Annotated in this window: 22 protein-coding genes; 8 read left to right on the top strand and 14 right to left on the bottom strand. The window is 47.9% G+C overall.

The features are described from left to right. Window position 1 precedes the first annotated feature (1 nt). On the bottom strand, window positions 2–1,243 hold the full coding sequence (locus tag HP555_RS10525; protein WP_199262258.1) for an aspartate kinase: 1,242 nt from the start codon (window positions 1,241–1,243) through the stop codon (window positions 2–4). A gap of 217 nt (window positions 1,244–1,460) precedes the next feature. Between HP555_RS10525 and HP555_RS10530 the strand changes: the two genes are divergently transcribed. From HP555_RS10530 to rlmN, 4 genes are all read left to right on the top strand, one after another. Continuing rightward, window positions 1,461–1,931, top strand: coding sequence for a tRNA (cytidine(34)-2'-O)-methyltransferase (locus tag HP555_RS10530; RefSeq protein ID WP_199262260.1), 471 nt, complete (start codon window positions 1,461–1,463; stop codon window positions 1,929–1,931). Between the two features lie 39 nt (window positions 1,932–1,970). Next, window positions 1,971–3,053 carry a 3-phosphoserine/phosphohydroxythreonine transaminase gene (gene serC, locus HP555_RS10535; RefSeq protein WP_199262262.1) on the top strand — a complete coding sequence of 361 codons (1,083 nt, stop codon included), beginning with the start codon at window positions 1,971–1,973 and terminating at the stop codon, window positions 3,051–3,053. Window positions 3,054–3,116: 63 nt separating this feature from the next. Continuing rightward, on the top strand, window positions 3,117–3,986 hold the full coding sequence (locus HP555_RS10540) for a radical SAM protein (protein WP_233249147.1): 870 nt from the start codon (window positions 3,117–3,119) through the stop codon (window positions 3,984–3,986). A 42-nt stretch (window positions 3,987–4,028) separates the two neighbouring features. Continuing rightward, on the top strand, window positions 4,029–5,111 hold the full coding sequence (gene rlmN, locus HP555_RS10545; protein WP_199262264.1) for a 23S rRNA (adenine(2503)-C(2))-methyltransferase RlmN: 1,083 nt from the start codon (window positions 4,029–4,031) through the stop codon (window positions 5,109–5,111). Between the two features lie 45 nt (window positions 5,112–5,156). Here rlmN and HP555_RS10550 read toward each other — a convergent pair whose 3' ends face one another. The 3 genes from HP555_RS10550 to HP555_RS10560 all read right to left on the bottom strand — a co-directional run bounded on the left by HP555_RS10550 (window position 5,157) and on the right by HP555_RS10560 (window position 6,770). Then, complete coding sequence (locus HP555_RS10550; protein ID WP_199262266.1) at window positions 5,157–5,624, bottom strand: hypothetical protein; 468 nt, start codon at window positions 5,622–5,624, stop codon at window positions 5,157–5,159. A 186-nt stretch (window positions 5,625–5,810) separates the two neighbouring features. Then, window positions 5,811–5,990 (bottom strand): zinc-ribbon domain-containing protein, encoded by a 180-nt coding sequence (locus tag HP555_RS14400; RefSeq protein WP_199262268.1) that lies wholly within the window; start codon window positions 5,988–5,990, stop codon window positions 5,811–5,813. Window positions 5,991–6,194: 204 nt separating this feature from the next. After that, window positions 6,195–6,770, bottom strand: coding sequence for a flavodoxin family protein (locus HP555_RS10560; protein WP_199262270.1), 576 nt, complete (start codon window positions 6,768–6,770; stop codon window positions 6,195–6,197). A gap of 485 nt (window positions 6,771–7,255) precedes the next feature. On the opposite strand from HP555_RS10560, the gene HP555_RS10565 reads away from it, so the two are divergent. Both HP555_RS10565 and HP555_RS10570 read left to right on the top strand, forming a co-directional pair. Further along, on the top strand, window positions 7,256–7,489 hold the full coding sequence (locus HP555_RS10565; RefSeq protein WP_199262272.1) for a hypothetical protein: 234 nt from the start codon (window positions 7,256–7,258) through the stop codon (window positions 7,487–7,489). A 75-nt stretch (window positions 7,490–7,564) separates the two neighbouring features. Then, the gene (locus tag HP555_RS10570) at window positions 7,565–8,401 is read left to right on the top strand and encodes an arginase family protein (RefSeq protein ID WP_199262274.1); all 837 of its coding nucleotides are present in this window, start codon (window positions 7,565–7,567) and stop codon (window positions 8,399–8,401) included. A 58-nt stretch (window positions 8,402–8,459) separates the two neighbouring features. Here HP555_RS10570 and HP555_RS10575 read toward each other — a convergent pair whose 3' ends face one another. The 8 genes from HP555_RS10575 to HP555_RS10610 form a co-directional block, all read right to left on the bottom strand. Next, the gene (locus HP555_RS10575; RefSeq protein ID WP_199262276.1) at window positions 8,460–9,305 is read right to left on the bottom strand and encodes a glycerophosphodiester phosphodiesterase; all 846 of its coding nucleotides are present in this window, start codon (window positions 9,303–9,305) and stop codon (window positions 8,460–8,462) included. A gap of 9 nt (window positions 9,306–9,314) precedes the next feature. Next, on the bottom strand, window positions 9,315–9,950 hold the full coding sequence (gene gmhB, locus HP555_RS10580) for a D-glycero-beta-D-manno-heptose 1,7-bisphosphate 7-phosphatase (RefSeq protein ID WP_199262278.1): 636 nt from the start codon (window positions 9,948–9,950) through the stop codon (window positions 9,315–9,317). Window positions 9,951–9,959: 9 nt separating this feature from the next. Next, the gene (gene waaF / locus HP555_RS10585) at window positions 9,960–11,021 is read right to left on the bottom strand and encodes a lipopolysaccharide heptosyltransferase II (protein ID WP_199262280.1); all 1,062 of its coding nucleotides are present in this window, start codon (window positions 11,019–11,021) and stop codon (window positions 9,960–9,962) included. Next, window positions 11,018–12,784 (bottom strand): YcaO-like family protein, encoded by a 1,767-nt coding sequence (locus HP555_RS10590; RefSeq protein ID WP_199262282.1) that lies wholly within the window; start codon window positions 12,782–12,784, stop codon window positions 11,018–11,020. The genes waaF and HP555_RS10590 overlap by 4 nt, the downstream gene beginning before the upstream one ends. A gap of 93 nt (window positions 12,785–12,877) precedes the next feature. Then, window positions 12,878–13,381 (bottom strand): tRNA (adenosine(37)-N6)-threonylcarbamoyltransferase complex ATPase subunit type 1 TsaE, encoded by a 504-nt coding sequence (tsaE, locus tag HP555_RS10595; RefSeq protein WP_233249148.1) that lies wholly within the window; start codon window positions 13,379–13,381, stop codon window positions 12,878–12,880. 135 nt (window positions 13,382–13,516) lie between these two features. Then, window positions 13,517–13,984, bottom strand: coding sequence for a 23S rRNA (pseudouridine(1915)-N(3))-methyltransferase RlmH (locus tag HP555_RS10600; protein WP_199262292.1), 468 nt, complete (start codon window positions 13,982–13,984; stop codon window positions 13,517–13,519). Beyond that, entirely contained in the window at window positions 13,981–14,460 is a 480-nt protein-coding gene (locus HP555_RS10605) for a YkgJ family cysteine cluster protein (protein ID WP_233249149.1), read from the bottom strand. Before HP555_RS10605 ends, HP555_RS10600 begins: the two co-directional genes overlap by 4 nt. Before the next feature lie 12 nt (window positions 14,461–14,472). Beyond that, window positions 14,473–15,024, bottom strand: coding sequence for a YqgE/AlgH family protein (locus HP555_RS10610; protein ID WP_199262294.1), 552 nt, complete (start codon window positions 15,022–15,024; stop codon window positions 14,473–14,475). Between the two features lie 171 nt (window positions 15,025–15,195). On the opposite strand from HP555_RS10610, the gene HP555_RS10615 reads away from it, so the two are divergent. Beyond that, complete coding sequence (locus HP555_RS10615; RefSeq protein ID WP_199262296.1) at window positions 15,196–15,393, top strand: hypothetical protein; 198 nt, start codon at window positions 15,196–15,198, stop codon at window positions 15,391–15,393. Window positions 15,394–15,446: 53 nt separating this feature from the next. On the opposite strand, the gene HP555_RS10620 is transcribed toward HP555_RS10615, so the two are convergent. Continuing rightward, entirely contained in the window at window positions 15,447–17,438 is a 1,992-nt protein-coding gene (locus HP555_RS10620) for a two-component system sensor histidine kinase NtrB (RefSeq protein WP_199262304.1), read from the bottom strand. A 176-nt stretch (window positions 17,439–17,614) separates the two neighbouring features. On the opposite strand from HP555_RS10620, the gene HP555_RS10625 reads away from it, so the two are divergent. Continuing rightward, a complete protein-coding gene (locus tag HP555_RS10625) occupies window positions 17,615–18,076 on the top strand; it encodes a hypothetical protein (protein WP_199262306.1) in 462 nt (153 codons plus the stop codon). Between the two features lie 87 nt (window positions 18,077–18,163). Here HP555_RS10625 and priA read toward each other — a convergent pair whose 3' ends face one another. Continuing rightward, the gene (priA, locus tag HP555_RS10630; RefSeq protein WP_233249150.1) at window positions 18,164–20,482 is read right to left on the bottom strand and encodes a replication restart helicase PriA; all 2,319 of its coding nucleotides are present in this window, start codon (window positions 20,480–20,482) and stop codon (window positions 18,164–18,166) included. Window position 20,483 lies beyond the last annotated feature (1 nt).

Raw genomic sequence — 20,483 nt, forward strand, 5'->3', positions numbered from 1 at the left:
CCTATTCATCCTCTTCCAGCGGGACGTTTTCTTTGTCCAGGGCAAAAGCATCGTGAAGCGCCCGAACAGCCAGTTCTGTATATTTTTCTGCAATAACACAAGAAACTTTGATCTCTGAAGTGGACACCATCATCATGTTGACCCCTTCTTTTGCCAGGATCTGAAACATTGTGGAGGCAATGCCCGGATGATTGCGCATGCCAACGCCCACGATCGATATTTTTGCAATATCTTTGTCACCCGTCACGGTCTTGGCGTTGATTTCCTTGGCAACCTTGTGCAGAATTTTCATGGCCTGGTCATAGTCTCTTCGTAAAACAGTGAAGGTCATGTCAGTGAGGTGACCGTCGTCGGTATTTTGAATGATCATATCGACCAAAATACCTGCATCTGAAATAGGAAGAAATATTTTCGCCGCAATTCCAGGCTGATCCGGCACTTGTTTAATGGTGATCCTAGCTTCATTTTTACTGTACGTAATGCCGGAAACCAGCATGGACTCCATAATTTTGTCCTCCCTAACAACCCATGTGCCAGTATTATTTGAAAAAGTTGAACGGACATGCACAGGCACGCCAAATCTTTTTGCTAAACCTACTGATCGAATATCTAACACCTTGGCCCCGAGACTGGCCAGTTCCAGCATCTCGTCGTAACTGATGTAGTCTATTTTTTTTGCCTTGGCACAGATACCGGGATCTGCTGTATATATCCCTTCGACATCGGTAAAAATTTCACAGGCATCGGCCTGCATGGCAGCGGCTAAAGCAACTGCGGTCGTATCAGAGCCACCGCGACCAAGCGTCGTGATGTCACCGTTGTCGGTTACTCCTTGAAATCCGGCAATAACGACAATTTTACCGTTATCCAGATGTTTCTTAATCCGCACCGCATCAATTTCTTGAATACGGGCCTTGGTATGCATCGTGTCGGTATGAATGGCCACCTGATCAGCCAGCAGGGAGACCGCATCATACCCTAAGTTCTTAATGGCCATGGCAAAAAGAGCTATGCTGACCTGTTCACCGGTGGCGATAAGCATGTCCATTTCCCGCTGATCAGGGATCTCTTGCATGGCAAGGGCGAGTTCGACCAGCCGGTCGGTTTCTCCGGACATTGCCGATAACACCACGATCATCTGGTTGCCTTGCTTATGGGTATTGAGCACCCGTTCAGCCACCCCTTTTATCTTGTCAGTAGAGCCTACCGATGATCCTCCGTATTTCTGAACGATGAGCGCCATAATCGTGTCCGCTGATAGAAAAAACTGTGTTTAGATTAGAAAATTGAGATTGTGTGAAAAAACAAAGACATGCATGAATTTATATAGTACCCCAGAATGGCATTATCTGTAATGAATAAAGAGATCCAGATTAAAGGGTATTTTTAAATTTGCAACCTCTATCCATATTCTGTACATAGAACAGTTTCAGTTTTTTGCCGTTACGTTGAACAATCACATGCAAACGCCCTATTCCACCCTTCATATCGTTCTTGTTGAACCGGAAATTCCTCCCAATACGGGATCAATCGCCCGTTTGTGCGGAGCCACTGATACGGTGCTCGACCTGATACATCCTTTGGGGTTTGCGACTGACAACAAGCATCTCAAACGAGCCGGCCTTGACTATTGGCCCCATGTACAGATTAACCATTGGGAAAATTTAGATACTTTTCTGCAAGCTCAAGATGAAAACAAACTCTATTTTTTAACGACAAAATCTAAAAATATCTATACCAGTGCTCAATTCAACCCCGGAGACAAGTTCATCTTTGGCAAAGAGACAAAAGGCTTGCCTGAGGATATATTGAGTCTGTATAGTGACCGCTGTCTGACCATCCCCATGCACAACCCTAATATCCGCAGTCTCAATTTGGCAATGGCTGCGGGTATCGTTCTTTATGAAGCCTTACGACAGATCAGTCGATAACCTCCATATATCAGCCATTTTAACAGCAAGGAGAAAGTAATGCCTGAAAGAATTTACAATTTCAGTCCCGGACCAGCCACCCTCCCCTACTCAGTCCTTCAAGAGGCGGCAGTCGATATTGTCAATTTTAAAGACAGCGGCATGGGGTTGATAGAACTGAGTCATCGCTCTAAACTTTTCATGGATGTGGCAGACGAAACAGAGGCATTGCTCCGCGAATTGTTGAATATACCTTCAAACTACAAGCTCCTTTTCCTCCAGGGCGGTGCATCTTCCCAGTTTTTTATGGTTCCGATGAACCTGCTGCAGCATGATCAGAAGGCAACGTACCTGAACACCGGAGTGTGGGCGAAAAAAGCAATCCAGGAAGCACAACTCTTCGGCAAGGTTGAAGTGGCGTATTCCAGTGAGGATATTACGTACAGGCGTGTACCCAAAGATGATGAGTATACAGTTTCCAGTGATAGTCAGTATCTCCACTTTGTCAGTAATAACACCATTTACGGTACTCAGTATCCAGATATGCCCGACAAGACAGTGATGCTTGTGGCTGATATGTCATCAGACATTTTAAGCCGACCATTCGATGTCAGTAAGTTTGGGATAGTGTACGCCGGTGCGCAGAAAAATATGGGGCCGGCCGGAGTTACCATAGTCATCATTCGTGAGGATCTGCTGGATAAAGTCGGTGACAGGGTGCCGACCATGCTGAAGTATAAAACCCATGCTGAGAAAGATTCCATGTTCAACACGCCTCCCTGCTTTGCCCTCTACTGCGTAGGTCGGGTGTTGAACTGGCTGAAGAACTTCGGCGGTGTGGCTGCCATAGAAAAAATAAACCGTGAAAAGGCAGCCGTGCTCTATGAGGCCATCGACAGCATGGAAATGTATCGTGGTCACGCAGAAAAAGAATCCCGTTCATTGATGAACGTTACCTTCAACCTCCCCACACCGGAGCTTGAAGCCCGGTTTATTCGTGAAGCTGCAGCTGTCGGCCTTGACGGCCTTAAAGGGCATCGCTCGGTTGGTGGTTGTCGTGCATCGATCTATAATGCTTTCCCACGGGAAGGAGTTGAAAAACTGGTCTCTTTTATGGCAGATTTTGCCCAACAGAACCAGTAGCCCTTTAGTCCCCAACCCGTGATTACAGTTCTCTATTGATCATGGATTGGGGACGATTTTGTTATGGATTATCAGGGAAACATCATTCGGCCGCCAAGTGAAGCCTTCTCAATTATACTGCAGGTAACCCATGGCTGTTCACATCATCGCTGCACCTTTTGCGGAGCCTATCGCGACAAGCCGTTTCGGATAAAATCGCAGGATGCAATCGAACGAGACCTGGACTTTGCTGCTCACTGGTGTCGCCGTCAAACCACTCTATTTTTAGCCGATGGCGATGCCCTGGTTTTACCCCATTCGCAAATGATTACCTTACTGACTCGTATTCGTTCGCAACTGCCCTGGATTCGACGGATCAGTTCCTACGCTACCTGTCAGAATATCATGGCAAAAACCGATGCAGAACTGGCAGCGTATAAGCAGTCAGGATTACAGCGATTGTATATAGGCCTTGAAAGTGGTCATGATCCAACTCTCAAGGCCATTGGTAAAGGCGTGGACAGTGAGACAATGGTGATTGCCTGTCAACGGGCCCGGGCCGCCGGCATGTTTGTGTCAGTCACCTGTCTGCTCGGGATTGCCGGTCGTCTCGCATCATTGCACCACGCAAAAGCCACAGCAGAAGTACTCAACCATATACAGCCCAATCAGATCGCTATTTTAACCTTGATGTTGCTGGAAAACACCCCATTGTATCAACAGGCAGCGGCTGGACACTTTTGCCTGGCCAGTCCGAAAGAGATGCTGATCGAGTTGAAACATTTAATTACTCATCTTGACTCTTTTCGCACCCAGTTCCATGCCAACCATGCCTCCAACTATTTTTCCTTGAGCGGCCGATTTCCCAGAGATCATAAAAGTATACTTGCCGCTCTTGATGACCTTATCCGCGAGAATGCTCCTTTAAAACCGGAGACCCTGCGCATGTTGTAATTCGTGTTACTGTGCTACAAACCCCACGTATTGACCGTCATTATGCAGAAGAATAAATCAAGAAAGGTCGACCTTAAAGACCTGACCCAGGATCAGCTGGTACGTTTTGTCGAATCATTGGGCCAGCCTGCATTTCGTGGTCGTCAGATTTTAGCCTGGATCTATCGCCCTGGAATTTCAGAGTTTTCCCAAATGACTGATCTGGCCAAAGAGTTCCGTGCCGTCCTTTCACAAGCAGCAACCATGAGTCGTTTTGATGACTATCTTGTAGAGTCCTCCATGGATGGCACGATCAAATTCGGCTTTCGGTTGAAAGACGGTCTGGTTATTGAATCTGTTTTGATCCCTGAAGAGGAGCGAAATACCCTTTGTGTGTCTTCCCAGGTTGGATGTGCCATGGGATGCAGCTTTTGCCTGACCGGAAAGATGGGATTTCATCGCAATTTGCGCACAGCTGAGATCGTGAATCAGGTCTGTGCAGCACAGGAATGGTCTTTCTCGCATGAGCGGGGACCACTCACCAACCTTGTTTTTATGGGCATGGGGGAACCACTGGCCAACCTGGAGAGTGTTCTTGATGCGATCTCGATTCTGACCGAACAGCGTGGGCTCGATTTCAGCAATCGACGGATTACAGTATCCACCTGTGGACTGGTGCCGCAAATGCAGATTTTAGGCGAACAGACAGGTGTCAACCTGGCAATTTCTCTGCATGCTGTCGATGATGAGGTTCGTTCTTCCTTAATGCCAATCAACAGGAGATATCCACTCCAGCAGCTGATTGAAGCTTCCCGCACGTATCCTCAGAAACGACGTAAACGGGTCATGTTTGAATATACGTTACTTGAAGGGGTGAATGACGCGGACACTGATGCAGAAAAGCTGGCAGATCTGTTACACAATGTCCCCTGTAAAATTAATTTACTGTCTGTCAATCCAACCGGGGATGCTCGTTTTCACAGCCCAAAAGAAGAGCGGATATTAGAGTTTCAGAAAATACTGCGTGATCGTGGCTTTACTGTTTTTATTCGTCAAAGCCGAGGGGAAGATATAGCCGCGGCATGTGGTCAACTGGCCGGCAAAGGGTGGCCTGTTAATCAAGACTCCGAATCTCAGTTGAAATAAAAATCGATAATTCAGAACGATAAAAACAACATATAAAGCATGACCTTATCGTTCCCTGACAAAGCTGCCAAAGGAAAACAGGCCGTCATTTATTTGAATTCGACTGAGTAGAGTGTTGTAATCTTCGTCAGATGTGCTCATTCCTCCGGTACTCCAGCTAAACGATCCGCCTATTCGATCTCCTTCGTTAAAAAAAAGGATACCTCCCTCCTCTTTTTTCAAGAGTTGCACGTCGATAAATCCTGAAAACTGTTTTTGGCGAAGGCGGAAAATAAGGTCCGGTAAAGGAATTTCCGATGATTTTAACGATGTCTTAGCTCTTTGAAAGAAAGGCATTTGTGCCCAGAAGTAGATAGCATTTGCATCCAGTTGATACACGTTAACCGAACAGCTGGAGCTGTAAAACGTGCTGCGAACAATTTCCAGAGATGGGGTAAGGTGGGCCTGTTGTCCTTTTTCCTGAATAAGATTGCTGATGATTTCCGATTCATTGAAATAAATCATCATTTCCATCCGAGCTGATCGGCAATAGATACTCCCGGTACCGATATCCCCCTGCATGTGCTCGATAAAACGTTCCAGTTGGAGGTAATAACTATTGAGCCCTTCCAGGTAGGGTTTTTCACGAGGTATGAGCATAGATCAGATGATACATGCAACCGGGAAGAGTGCTGGATGAGTGTTGACGGCAGGAAAAGTTCATTGATTAAGTGAACTCTGTTCAGACGCGTTTACCGGATCTGTCACGTGACCGGTTCGTTTCCTGACCACAACGATGATATGGCCGCACTCCTGGCAGGAAAAACGAGCCCTGTCCCCTTTCATTTTAGATTCATCAACATTGTATTTTTTTGAACACTCTTCACAGATGGCCAGCATGGGGAATCCTCCGATTTTAAACGTACCAGGACCTGACAGGTGTTGGTACGTCACAACATGACTATCAGGTCTCCATGCTTTCTTATAGGACGTCCGGAGGTATCGGTCAAATTAAAATGCTACGTATGAATAAGCTTCTTGCCCGTTGTACCGGCTTTTGTCAGTGACAAAAGTGCTTGACCGATATTGTCGGCAGTTCAGGGGTTAACTGTGAATTTTTTTTAAGAGCCATGCCATATTTTTGCCCAGCTCCTGCATTGTTGCAATGCCTTCCTTGTCATCAGCCACTTCTCCTTTTTCCCGGCCAAAGCCAATATTCCAGTAAGAAGACCCGACTATGATCATCTGGCTTATTGTGAAGAAATGGTTAATGGAGTCAAAGGCGTGAATGCCGCCGGCGCGACGCTGGGTGACGATAGCTGCGCCGAGTTTTCTTTTGAACATATCGTTGTTTGCCCGCGAAGTCATCCCGGCACGATCGATAAGCGCTTTGGTTTCACAGGAAATATCTGCAAAGTAAGTGGGAGAGGCAATAACGATGGCATCAGCAGCTGTCATCTTTTCAATGCACAGGTTGATACAATCATGATCAACGATGCACCGACCGTTTTTTCGCTTGAAACATTGGTAGCAGGCAATACATCCATGGGGGTGTTCGCCTGCCAGCTGAACTGCTTCCGTGGTAATTCCCTCCTTCTTGAGCTCTTCAAACAAGAAGTTGATCATGAGAGCAGTATTCCCATTTTTACGGGCACTTCCGTTAAAAGCAACAACATGCATGGCATTTCCTCTTTTTGTATATCTGCAGCGAGCGCGAAGGGTCGACAGAGGCCTGTCCTTTTGGACAAAAGAAACAGGAAATTTTTGTTTGGATCAAAAGTCGTTTGAATGACCAGAAGATGCAATCAATTGGTTTGTCTGCGTTGATTTTGAAATTGGCTTAATGGATTTTTGTTTAAAAAGCAAGGAATTACAGAGTTCGGCCTGTTTTTGTTGAGGTATCCGGAACATGGAATGCTTATCAAAAAAATATTCACAGGATCTGGTTTTGTTTATATTGGAAAATAACGGCAAAATGCATTAACCGCTCTTGAATATTCAAATTTATCAATTTCCTGTTGACAGAGAGGATGCGGTATATTTCCATCAGCATGGCCAAAAGAGCCAAGCTACCATCTGATAGAGCAACATGCGTTCTGTCAGGCGATACGTTAAAAAGTGGGTCCACATCCTGTGTACTCTTAACCCGTTTTATAGGTAACACCATGGTGAACAGAGACAATGATGAAGAAGATGTGCAGATTGAAGAGTGCGTAATCTGTGGCGGTGATATTGTTGTTGATGAGTTTTGCGAGGAAGAGGATATGGTGTACTGCAATGACTGCGAGACCGAATTTTTGATTCGATCCCTCGACCCGCTGCGACTCGAACCAATGGATATTGATCCTGACGATGACATTGATGCGCTGGACGACCGATATGATGAGGATTATTCGTAACGCTGACACAACTCCTGCATGATATACCGATGAAACCGATCGTTTGGTTACTTCATTGTTGTTTGAGGAGGAAAAATGGATTTTCTTAATCTGCCAAGTAAAAAATCTTTTTACAATGCTGCTAAAGCAGTCATTTTTCCTGTTCCGTTTAGGGGGACGGGCAGAACAGCGGGAATGGAAAAGGGACCCGAGTCCATCCTTCAGGCATCGCATACGCTCTTTCCCTATGATGTTGAAACCGACACCGATCTAAACGAGCTGGCTCTGTTCACTCTGGAACCGATAGCTTGCCCGGAACAACCGCACGATGCGCTGGACGATCTGGCCGGTCAGGGAAGTTCGCACTTCAAAAAAGGGAAATTAGTGGCTGCTCTTGGTGGCAGCCACATGATCAGTGAAGGACTTGTTCGTGCTGCAATGACCCGAGAGAACAATCTTAGTATTCTACATTTAGGCGCTCACCCCCATCACATCGACCCTGTTACCGGTAAACCGGATACCATGGCACGTATCAAAGAGACATGCATGGTCTCACATGTCGGGATTCGCAGTATGTCTAAAGCTGAAAAGAAAAAGATACATATTGATAATCTGGTCTTTGCCCGTGACCTTTACAACAATGGCCTTAACGCTGCGGTTGACGCTATTGATATACTCAGTGAGACAGTGTATCTCGCCATTAATCTTGATATCCTTGATCCCGCGTACATGCCTGCTGTTGTTCATCCAGAGCCGGGTGGTCTGGACTGGTATACACTGAACAACCTGATCCGGATGGTAGCTCGGGAAAAAACGATTATCGGTTTTGATGTCACCGGACTTGTTCCACAGAAACAAGGATTGCCTGCCCATATCCTGGCCGCAAAATTGGTCTACAAGACGTTGATTTACTGTTTGCGCAGCAACCGTTAAGGTTTTGTTAAAACAGCGGTCCGTTTCAATGTGGTGTTAAGGTGAGGGAAACAACAGATTATGCATCATCCATCAGGTAGTCTGTAAAGAAACCGGTTGCGCCGGCAGCAAAAAGTTGACGTTGACGCAGCACATCATTTACCGTGAAAACATTAACCCGGATTCCGATTGAACGAACGACATGGATCAGATCGGCATCAACGATCTGATCTGACGGATGATAAGCGCACACCCCCAGGTTCTGAAGATAAGAAAGAAGATCCGGAGGATGGCTCCCCTCCTGGAGTGCGGCAGTGGCTAAGTGTGGAGCAAGCCATTGGCACATTCGTAACATACTGTGATTAAAAGATGAAAGAACGACCTGCTGTCCTGTTGCTGTGACCGCTACATCGTGAATAACTTCCGCAACCAGGGCTTCATTGAGTCGGGTTGTGCCCATTTCTTTGATTTCGATATTCAGAGGCATGTTGTTGGTAACAGCCCAATACAACACCCGGCGTAACGACGGCAAGCGCTGCGGCATCAGGGCCAGCAACTCTCGACGGTCCACCCTGCCCTGCTCAATAGTATCAAAAGGATCGGTTTCCAGGAACCAGGAGCCGACATCCAGCTGACTGAGTTGAACATATCGCCAATCGTGAACAGCCAGACTACGCTGATCAACTTCAAAAGCCTTGGCAACCGCATCACTGGTACGCCACAGCAGCTGATCATGGAAGACGACAGCAACTCCGTCAGCACTTAATCGAACGTCCAGTTCGATCATATCACAACGTCCGAGGCTGGCGGCAAAGGCACAAAGAGTATTTTCCGGAAAACAGGCCCGATGTCCTCGATGAGCGATAATGATCGGATGGCGCTCAAATTGGTCAAACAATGAATGTTTACCGCCATCGGTCTTCATTGCTTCACGTTATTGCCGGTTGTATATGTTTTTTGAGTGGTTGAACACCCTTTCACGGGCAATAATCCACTGTACTGCTTCGGCAAGATCATCTGCAACATGATCAGGTTGTACAGTCTCTTCCTGTGCAACGTAACACAGTTCTCCCCGGCCATAACCGGTCAACACCAAAATAGTTCGAGCCTGCACTGCTGCTCCACAGCGAAGATCAGACCAGCGGTCGCCAACTACGTATGATCTTCGTAAGTCCAGTTTTAATTCCCGGGCAGCCTGTTCGAGCAGGCCGGTCTTTGGTTTACGGCAGTTGCAACGCAGCCGATACTGTTCCACTCTGGATTCCGGATGGTGCGGGCATACATAAAGACCATCGACATGGGCCCCATCCTGTGCCAACAGGCGATCCATCTTTGCATGAACAGCTGTAAGAAGCGATTCGGGAAAATATCCTCGTCCCACTCCAGATTGATTGGTCACCACAACCACCGGCAGGCCGAATTCATTCAGTTGACGGATGGCATGCCCAACTCCTGGGAGCAGCTGGAATCGACCGAGATCATTGATATATCCCATTTGCTCATTGATGGTGCCATCACGGTCAAGAAAGACAGCCGGCGCACCGGGAACATCCTTTGCTGAAGACATCATTGCATTCCCTCATGATCCTTTAAGCATGTGTAGAACTGCTGAGCAGACTTCTTTGCTGTCAATCAGCCTCATACATCGAAAATGTTTTTCCGGGCATTGACTTTTTTTGCAGGGGCTGCAGGGAAGCGGCCGTCGGATTACTTCGGCGTTGTCGGAAAAAGGTCCGGTAGCAATGTGATCAGTGGAGCCAAAGATGGCAACCAAAGGTGTGTGTAATGCGGCGGCTACATGCATCAAGCCGGAATCGTTTGTCACAAAGACATCACATTCGCCAATAAGAGCCATGGCTTCAATTAAAGTTGTTGTTCCGGTCAGATCAATGATCTGAGGGGCGGCTATGGTTGCCAGATTTTTGATTGTGGCGGCAGTTTCTTTATCAGCAGTACTGCCAAAAAGTAAAAAAACGGCATGAGTCTTCTGCGCCAACCTGTCCGCCAGATCGGCAAATTTTTCTGCCGGCCAGCGTTTAGCCGGACCAAAAGCAGCACCAGGATTAAAACCGATGACCGGGACACGACCTGTCGTGTTACCGATGTATTGACTGATTTTCTGTTTAGCCTGGTCGATCTGATCACCGGGAACATACAGTTCCAACTCCGTTGGAGCCGGGGTACAGCCTAACCCCTGCATGATTCTTTGATAATAGTTAACCTCATGTTTCTTGTTTAACTCATTGATTCTTCGGACACCATGGGTCAGAAGCAATCCCCGCCCATCAGTGGTGTACCCCCCCCGAACCGGAATACCGGCCAGTAAGGTCAGCAGTGCCGCTTCAAAGGCGTTTTGTAAAAGTATGGCACAGTCGAACTGCTTTTCACGCAACTCGGCTGCCAGCTGCAGGAATCCTCTGATCCCTCTGTGCCGCCCCTTTTTTTCATAAAGTATAATTTGATCAACTCGCGGACTAAAACGAAAAACATCGCTGACCCAGGGGTGAACCAACATGGTAATTTCACTGTCAGGGAAATTTTCACGAATGGTGCGCACCGCCGGGGTTGTCATGATGGCATCCCCAATCCAGTTGGTGGAACGAATCAGGATTTTTTGAGGATGATGCGGCAGCGGGTTCATGCCTGTTCCTTATCCGGGGTTGCATTGATCAGTAATTCAGCCAGATTTTCAGCGGCAAAGATAATCGAACTGTCCAGAGACAGGGCCGTTTCATACTGACTGATAGCCTCCTGGTATGCCCCGATTTTTTCCAGGTTAAGGGCTAAGTTGGCATAATCGATGGCTGACATGGGGTTTAAAGTAACAGCACGACGAAAAGATTCTACAGCTTCAGCGTATCGGCCGGTTTTGAAATAACAAACTCCAAGCGTATTATGAATATCCGGTCGCTCTTCATCATACACCAACCCCTGGCTCAGCACTTCTATGGCTTCAGCAAATTGTCCCTGATCTCGAAAACACAAACCAAGATATGAGCAGAGATACGGGATATCTTCCCCGGCCGGTTGCAGGTCAAGTGCCTTTTGAAAGCAGGTGAGTGCTGCTTCAACAGCCCCCTTTTCATACAGATTGCGCCCTCGATAAAACTGGAGATAATAGGCATCGGGCAACATCTCCTGCATACTGTCCAGTTTCGCATCAAGGGCATCAGCAGTCAGCAGTTCCGCAGCCAATTTTGCTGCAAAAAGAGCAGCCTTTCCCTCCATTGCCCGTTCACGAAAATGAGCACCGGGAACCACTGTATAGACGGCCGGAATCTGCAGTTGCGGATGCGTGACATCAACAACGAACACCTCCATATCAACGTCTTTGAGGGCTTCCACACAGTTTTTGATCTCCTCCAAGATGTCTTCATGGTGGCAATCAGCCATCAGTTGCAGAGGTATAGTGTCAGGAGTCTCAACAACGTGTGCCACCTCTTTTAACTCAGAGGGTTTAGGTAAACCACTAGCCACGTAATTGGATCCGCTGTTAAAGTCACCGGCCAACTGCGCAACTTCGGTCAGTGCCCGGATCATCGCCTTGGCCGCATCCGGCGCAGTGCCTGCGGTGTACACAATTTCACTGAGATGAGGAAACGTGTTAGGATCATAGGCCAGGGCTGCTACAGTTGGTATTCCGGTGTTTAGTGAAAAGTCATTCAGGTAAACTTCAATACCGTTTTGTTGAAATTTCGCCAGTAACGCCCTGGCTACCGGATCAGTGATCGATGTGAAATCTATGGCTGGCGTAACAAGACGGTCCCTTGAGATCAGAGCACAGACATGTCGCTCAACGACCTCGCTTACACCCTGAACGATAGCCTCTTCATTGGTGTTGCCTGCTGAAGATCCATTGAATTCATTTATTGCATAAAACCAGGAAAACGGGATTAACAGCGGCATGCTGTCAGCAAGGCGTAACGACCAGACCCACCGCAATGGCAACCCGGTCAGCAACTTCTCCAGCAACTCGGGGCTGAGCTCGGTATCATGAACAGATTTAAGCAGAAATTCGATGGGTACAACCGGATACCCCTGAGATTTCAAGGTTGCATAATCACCGATAAGAAAATTTTCAGTGTTCTTTAAAAAACTGAACAAGCTGAATCGTTCAGCCAGTTCCATACAGGCACTGGCTTGTGCCTGCTCCGGGGTCGAGCCTTTCCCCATTTGTTTTTTATTACCGATAACTTTTTGGGCATCACTCCCGCACACGGAAAAATAAACAGGAATGTCCAACCTGCCCGTATCTATACGGCGCACTTCTTTGAGAACATCAAGTTTGGTGAGACGTAATCGTTCAAGAAATCGAGAGACTGTTTCTGCAGGTGTACAGGCTTTATCCTGATCATAGGTGTACTGTTTACGGCATGATTTGAGCGTTATTATGCGAGGTTTCATGAAATCACGTGTTAAAAAATGGAGAGGGCCGCTCCTGCTGCGCCCAGAAAATCGGCATGCTTGAGGCAGCTGTACAGCTGTTATCTCTTGTGCCTATGTGCTCTTATATACCGGGGTTAGGCAGGTCATGCGGCTCACTCGGGTTGTCCAGGATGCTCCATGGGGGGTCAGAATGAGTTGACGGTCTGTGGCATGATCTTTCATTATTTCAATATCTAAACGAACAGGAGGGACAGATGAACCAAGGCGATCCGGCCATTCAACAATACACAGTCCGTTTTGAGTGAACACCTCGAGCAACCCGGCCGCTTCGACATCATCTTCATCCCGCAATCGGTATAAATCCATGTGGAAGATAGGGATTTTGCCACGATATTCATGCAAGAGAGAAAACGAAGGGCTGGAGACGTACTGGTCCTCGCCGACGTCCAAAGCTGTGGCGAGCAGTTGGGTTAAGGTAGTTTTACCGGCACCCAGCTCCCCGTAAAGAAGAATAATGTCTCCCGGCTCTATACTCTGAGCAACAGCCTCGGTAATCGCCTTCAGATCCTCCGTACCGGCACATGTCATCTGCCATGATTTTGTTGCCTGTTTCATTTTATCAAACAACTGATCATTGCCATTTGAGTTGCAGTTCAAGTCTTTGTGTTTATCAACAGACGTTTAACCATTTTCTTAACAAAAAAACCATTCGGAACTTGGCCTTTGCATTGATCGTTTTTTGACGAAATACTATTTATGGTAGTTATGGCCTGCTATAATCGTACAGGCACGGTAGAGCTGTTCCAGTAAGATCATGCGCGTCATCTCGTGAGTAAAGGTCAGATGCGAAAGAGAGAGGATCTGATCAGCCCGATGCAGCACTGACGAGTGGAGGCCCGAATACCCTCCAATAAAGAAACAGATTAAGCCCAATCCCTGGTGACGCCATCGGTTCAACATACCTGCCAACTCTTCTGAAGTTACACTGATACCTTTGGGATCCAACGCTATACAGAAATTTGCCGTTGTCGCCTGCTCAAGCAGTTGTACAGCCTCAGCAGCTCTTATGGCTTCATCTGTTGTCTTCCGGCGACGCTGTTCGCGAAGCACTGGTAATTCAACGGTTAGAAAACGGTTAAGGCGAATCGTGTATTCACGGATAGCGCTATCGAGAAAAGATTCTTTTGTTTTACCGAGCAGGGGGATCAGCAGTTTCATCCGTTCTGCTCATCCGCACGCTCATGTTGTCGCAGAGCTTGAAAGATGTGGGAAAATTCTTTGTAGGAGAGAGTTTTTTTTATCCCGGGACAGGATGCGGCAATCGTGTGAAAGTTGCTTTCATCACTGAGTATACTGGGGTGCAGCGGCCACTGCCGACAACGCCATGGTCGCCCTTCATGAACAGTACAACCCTGGGTCGGGTCATAAAAAATACAATGACCATCCCGCACCTGCATCTGCACCTCTGTTCCGGTTATTCGCCAGTACTGTTGAGCAGTCTCTTCACGACTCAATCCGAGCACCCGGACCATCCGTTCTTGATCTTTTGCATCCAGGCTGACTGTTGTTTCACCCTGGCAGCAAAAACCACAGCGTGTACAGGAGAAAATGTCGGAGAGCTGATACTCAGGTTCTGTTTCTTTACTCATAATAAAAAAATCGTCGATCCAGGTGGCATCAACGGTATTGTGCACATTTTTTCAACTTTAAGCGCTACCCATGATATCGCCGAATATCGTAATATCAATGCCAAAAATCTGTGCAGCTTTTTTCCACTTCTGCTCATCAGGGGTATGAAAGAGCACGTTAAGATCACCAGGAACTGTCAGCCAACTGTTATCCATCAGCTCCCCTTCAAGTTGCCCGGCACCCCAACCCGCATATCCAAGAAAAAAAAGAAAATGACCGGGTCCCTGCCCAAGAGAGATATCTTCAAGTAATCTCGAATCACGGCTTAAATACACACCAGACTTGATCTCGATTGCATACCGATCCGGTATTTCAGCAGCATAAAGGATAAATCCAGCATCCATATCAACAGGTCCGCCCATATAGACTGCCGGAAGTGGCCCGTTTGGGATTGTCAGGTTGGACCCATGCAGAATATCAAGCAGCGTAATCTCAGGATTTGGGTTATTTATGACTAACCCCATTGCCCCCTCTTCGTTATGGGCACAGAGATAAATCACCTGTTCCTGAAACCTTGGATCCGGCATCTGTGGGGTTGAGATGAGAAAATGTCCAGCCAAACTCTCCATAGCATTCAACAGATATCAATAGTGTTACGGAAAAAGTTGCTTATCAACGAGCAGGCAAGGTCAGCGTTTTACAATCTGTCCGTCATCACTGTTGCTCACTCATTGTCCATCCGTTACAGTCTAATCGTTGCCAGGGAAACAATCAACCATCCAGAATAAAAGGTGCTGAATATGAATACAAGATCACCAGTACAATCAAAGTCCGACAGATTGAAAAAGGCCCTTGTGTGGATGGCGGAACACCTGGAAACACATCCGGAAAAAAAACGTGCAGCGGTTTTACAGGAAGCTGAGTTACGTTTTGATCTCACCCCGGTAGAATGTGAGTTTCTTAACACCCATTTCAGCTCAACATCAACAACGGCATAAAACGCTCTCTCCCCTGCTTCATGCAACCTTGTACTAACAAAAACGGATGCAGGTCAGATGGTTGAGTTTGACCGGGATACCGGCAGGTGAATGGTGACCGTTGTCCCAGTCCCCGGCTCACTTTCCAGGTCGATAGTCCCCCCGTGATCAGCAATAATTTTTTGTGAAATGGCAAGCCCGATACCGGTCCCATTCGGCTTGGTTGTGAAATAAGGATAGAAAACCTGTGGCAGGGAGTCTGAAGATACGCCGGCGCCGGTATCAGAGATCCGTAATTCAACCCCCCTGTGATCATCTGTGCTGACAAGCCTCACCGTCAATACACCGCCATCCTCCATGGCTTGCAAGGCATTTAACAAAACATTCATAACCACCTGCTGAATGCGATCGGTATCCACCGGGACGGGTGGAAGCTCCGGTTGTACATCCAGGTGGACAACAATATGATTGTCGGTCGCCTCTGTTCTGATCAGATCCACACTTTTTTCAAGCAATGCCGCTAAATTCACCGGTGCCAGCCTAAGTGTGGACGGCCGGGTAAAGCTCAGCATCTCGGTGATGGTTCTGTTCATGCGTTCGGTTTCCTGTATCAGGAGATCGGCGGTGTTCTGTTCCTTGCTGCCAACGGGAAACTTGTTTTTAAGCAGCAGCGCCAATCCTTTGATCGAACTCAAGGGGTTACGCACCTCATGAGCGACACCGCCGGCCATCCGCCCAATGGCAGCAAGGCGTTCACTTTCACGCATCCGCTGCTCCAATGATTTAATCTCTGTAACATCGGAGATGAGCAGTACTTTCCCCATATATTTTTGTTCACTGTCTGTGATCGTCAGGACGTGACATAACAGTTCGTAGCGTCTGTTGTTTAAAAAAAGGCGCACGTTGTTTTCTGTTTGAATATCCGTCTGATCTCTGGATATCGTGGCATCGGTGCTGAAAAATGTAGCTAGCTGAACAGGCAAAACCTCCTTGGGATGTTTCCGGAGGACCACCTCTTTTTCAATCCCGATCAACTGGGAGACAGCCCCGTTCCAGGTGGCAATACGTCCTGAAGTATCAACGGCAATGATGCCGACAGGCAGTTTAGTAATAAGCAGGGAAGTGAACGCTTGAACATCGTTCAGTGTCTTTTGAGAGATACGAAATCCTTGAACAGTGAGCAGAGAAAACCAGCCGCCAAGCCCAACTAGCAGCATGGCCAGGGACAGCATAAAAATTTGCATGCGTAAACGGGCAAGCGTCCGGTCAAACTCCTTCATTTCCAGGCCAACCACCACATAATACTGTACTCTTGCAGACGACATCTTAGGAGACCTGTGAAACGGTGGGCGGCGTGACTCAGGATCCTGGAACCACGCACCGATACTATCCTGACGTCGCTCCCACATCGGCCGAATCGGTGGTGGAGTGAGTGTCGGAAAAAACGGGGTGAACGGACGTATTGCCTCAAATATTCGACCAGAATCGGCGGTGCTGTGAATACGATGGTTCAGTCGAGGCTGTTTGTCCATGAACTGTAATTGCTCTGTCTGGACCGGCAAAGCTTCGACAACACCTATTCGGGCATGATTGCTGTGGGCAATTATTTTACCCTTTTCATCAATCAGCGAAACAAAATACAGTTCAGGATCTTCACCCAGATGATCGATAACTCGCTGGACATGGTCAGTCCATGGCGAAACACTCCAATGGTCTTTACGTAGATCATTGAAGTGGGAAGAGCGTGCCCCGGAGTGCACTACCCGCATCAAGGTTGCCGCTTTCTGGAGCATGGCGTCTGTCATTAATCGTTCTTCCAACCTTAAATTATGAAAGGCAAAGGTAACAACAATGACGATCAGTAACCCGGCTGCCGCTGCCAATAACCAGGGTGAAGAGAACAAAAACGATCGTGTCCGCATTGTTTTCCAGAAACGTGAGCGCATACCAAGACGATTTGCAAAAAATGAACCTGGTAACAATTCTTGTGCCTTGCCCTCCTCTGGATCGGTGTCCAGAGTACCGTTTGTCGTCGGTATGGAATATCTTGTATATTTTTTACTCACGCTTCACTCCCTCTCCGGGTAAAAATGGAACAATCCATCCCTGTTATGCCTTGTCCAGTCTTTTAAGAAAAAGTCAGTAAAACAACATCATGTATCTTTAATGCAAACTGGTATGGTAATCGCTTTAAGTCATGCAAGTCGATATTTTCATATCACCCGTGAACAGGAGAACTTTCATGAAACTGAACATGCTTTCAAAAAAAATTGTGGCGGCAACCATTTTTACCAGTGCTTTGACCTTGGCCATGAGTCAGGCGGCCATGGCAGAATCCGCACAACCGACTTCCCCTGGTGGAGCAGCGGATGCAGGTCCGGAGAAGTTGGTCAGTCGGGTGCAGATGCACACAGAAATGCAAAGAGTGCACGATAAATTTCTTGATGACACTGTGACAATTCGAAAAGAACTTGCTGAAAAAAAGGCTGTTATGCGCGCACTGTTAAATGCAGGAGCCCCGGATACAGTTAAAGCCTCACAAATTGCCGCGGAGATTTTTGACCTGCAGGAAAATCTCCGCGTCAAGGCTAAAGAAGCTGGTCTCCCCTTCCCGCTCTCCGGAATGGGATGGGGCCCGGACTATATGTCCTGTCAAGGGTCCACGGGAAAAGGTCCGATGGGGCGACATCATCGTTTTAAATAATTACTGACTCCCCCTCGTTAACATCCCCCCGAACGCCCTGGCGGTCCCCCTCCTTGCCGCTGGGGCGTTTTTCCATCTGTCCTGTTATCACATCATATTCTCCGGATCGACATCAATACTCATTGTCACTGAACTAGGGCAGATCCGTTTTTTTTCAGAGGACAGGGCTTCACATAATGCGTGCAACAGGGGTGAAGAAGGACTCTTGAGCAGCAGCTGCCAGCGTATATGATTTTTGAGCTTGGGAAGAGGTGAAGGTGACGGCCCTAAAATTTCCACCTGACCATGCTGGTGCTGTTGCCGTAAAAAAGATGCGCTCTGTCTTGCCGCTTCTTCCACCTGTTTTTCCCGTAAACCACTGAAGCGGATGTTGACCAGTCTCGAAAAAGGAGGATAACCAAGGGGCCGGCGGACAGCAGTTTCCGAGGTGAAAAATGCCTGATAATCCTGATTCTGAGCCAGAACAATGCTGTAGTGGTGTGGTTGATAGGTCTGGACGATGACTCTGCCCCTGTCTTCTCCCCTACCCGCTCTGCCTGTTACCTGAGCCAGCAGAGCAAAGGTGCGTTCAGCAGATTTGTAATCCGGCATCCCCAGTCCGGAATCAGCCCAAATAACCCCCACCAGGGTAATGTGCGGAAAATGCAGGCCTTTGGCGATCATCTGCGTGCCGATCAAGATATCAATTTCACGCGCCTGGATTTTTTGCAGGACCTTCAGATAATAATTGCGTTTGACAGCGGTATCACTATCAAGGCGTGCCACTCTGGCTTCGGGAAACAACTGTTTTACCTCCTCTTCGACCCGCTCCGATCCAATCCCCATACCAGTTATCCGGGGCGAGTGACAGACAGGACAGATGGTATGAACAGGCTGGCCGGCACCGCAATAATGACAGAGGAGACGGTTGTTTTTCCGATGCAGCGTCAAGGAAACATGACAGTGCTGACATTGGAGGATAAATCCGCAATCACGGCAGAGCATAAAGGGTGAAAAACCTCGCCTGTTGACAAACAGAAGGCTTTGTTTGCCCTGATGGAGAGTTTCCGCCACAGCACGTATCAGTTCATCAGAAAAGGCAAGATCAGGCCGGGAACGTTTTGTGGTGGTCAGATCAACAATTTCAACCAAAGGCAGTGCCTGTTCTTTAACCCGTGTGGTCATTGTTAACAGGGTATATTTATCCTGCATACTGTGGAAATAACTCACCACAGAAGGAGTGGCCGAACCGAGTATAACCGGACAGCCGGTCATCTTGGCTCGTAACACCGCCAGGTCACGGGCATTATAACGCAACCCGTCTTCCTGTTTATAGGCCGGCTCGTGTTCCTCATCAACTATGATCACCCCGATATTTTCTAATGGTGCAAAAACAGCAGAACGGGCCCCAAGCACCACTGATACCTTACCGGAGCGCACTGCCTGCCACTGATCAAATCGCTGCCCATCAGATAAACCACTATGTAAAATAGCGAGTTGCGCACCGAAACGGGCATAAAAATGAGATTCAAGTTGGGCGGCAAGGGCAATTTCAGGCACCAGGATCAACGCTGTTTTGCCAAGATCCAGAGCATGCTGCACTGTTTGCAGGTAGACTTCTGTCTTGCCGCATCCCGTCACACCATGGAGCAGAAACGGAGAGAAGTTGCCGGTTGCAAGGGTCGGTAACACCGTCTCAAGAACGGCCTTTTGCTCCCTGGTCAGCTGTACAGGTCGAAGGGGTGTCTCCATTACCCGGCTGAAGGGATCACGGATGACCTGTTCATCGGTTTCTTCAAGAATACCGAGCTCACAGAGTCTTCGCAAACGTGGTGAGGCTCCGGGATACTGCCTTGTAATGAGCAGGCGGTCTATGGGGTGTTGTTCATGTTCACAAAAAATAGAGAGAAAAAGCTGCAGGGTCTTTTTTTCGGCAGGCTTCAGAGTAATCGAATAATTGCGTTGCAGATGGTCAACAACTGCATCGCCACCATGGTCGACTGCTGTGGACAGTTGCGAAAGCAACAGCGGGCCCGGGCTTATAACCGAACGCATCTTGGCGCGCACCCGCTGACTGCTTCGCGAGCCTGGTGTCAGTGGGATAGCGGTTCGGAGCACCTTGCCGATAGGATACAGATAGTACCGGGCAATCCACTGATACAATGGGATCAAAGCGGGAGGGAAGAGTGGCGATTCAAGCAGTACTTCAGCTATTGGTTTAACGGTAAATGGTTGCTCGTCCAGATTCTGATGGTGGACTACCCCCAAAATATAGCCGACAACCAACCGCTTTCCCAAGGGGACACGAACGCAACAGCCCGTCGGGAGCGGATCAACTCTCTCGACGGGCTGGCTATACGTCAGGGTAGTGGCAAGCGGTGCATCAACAGCAACTTCGTAGAGCACAATCGCGCCTTTATATGTCACC

Origin of the sequence: Desulfobulbus oligotrophicus (genome assembly GCF_016446285.1) — a bacterium.
GTDB lineage: Bacteria > Desulfobacterota > Desulfobulbia > Desulfobulbales > Desulfobulbaceae > Desulfobulbus > Desulfobulbus oligotrophicus.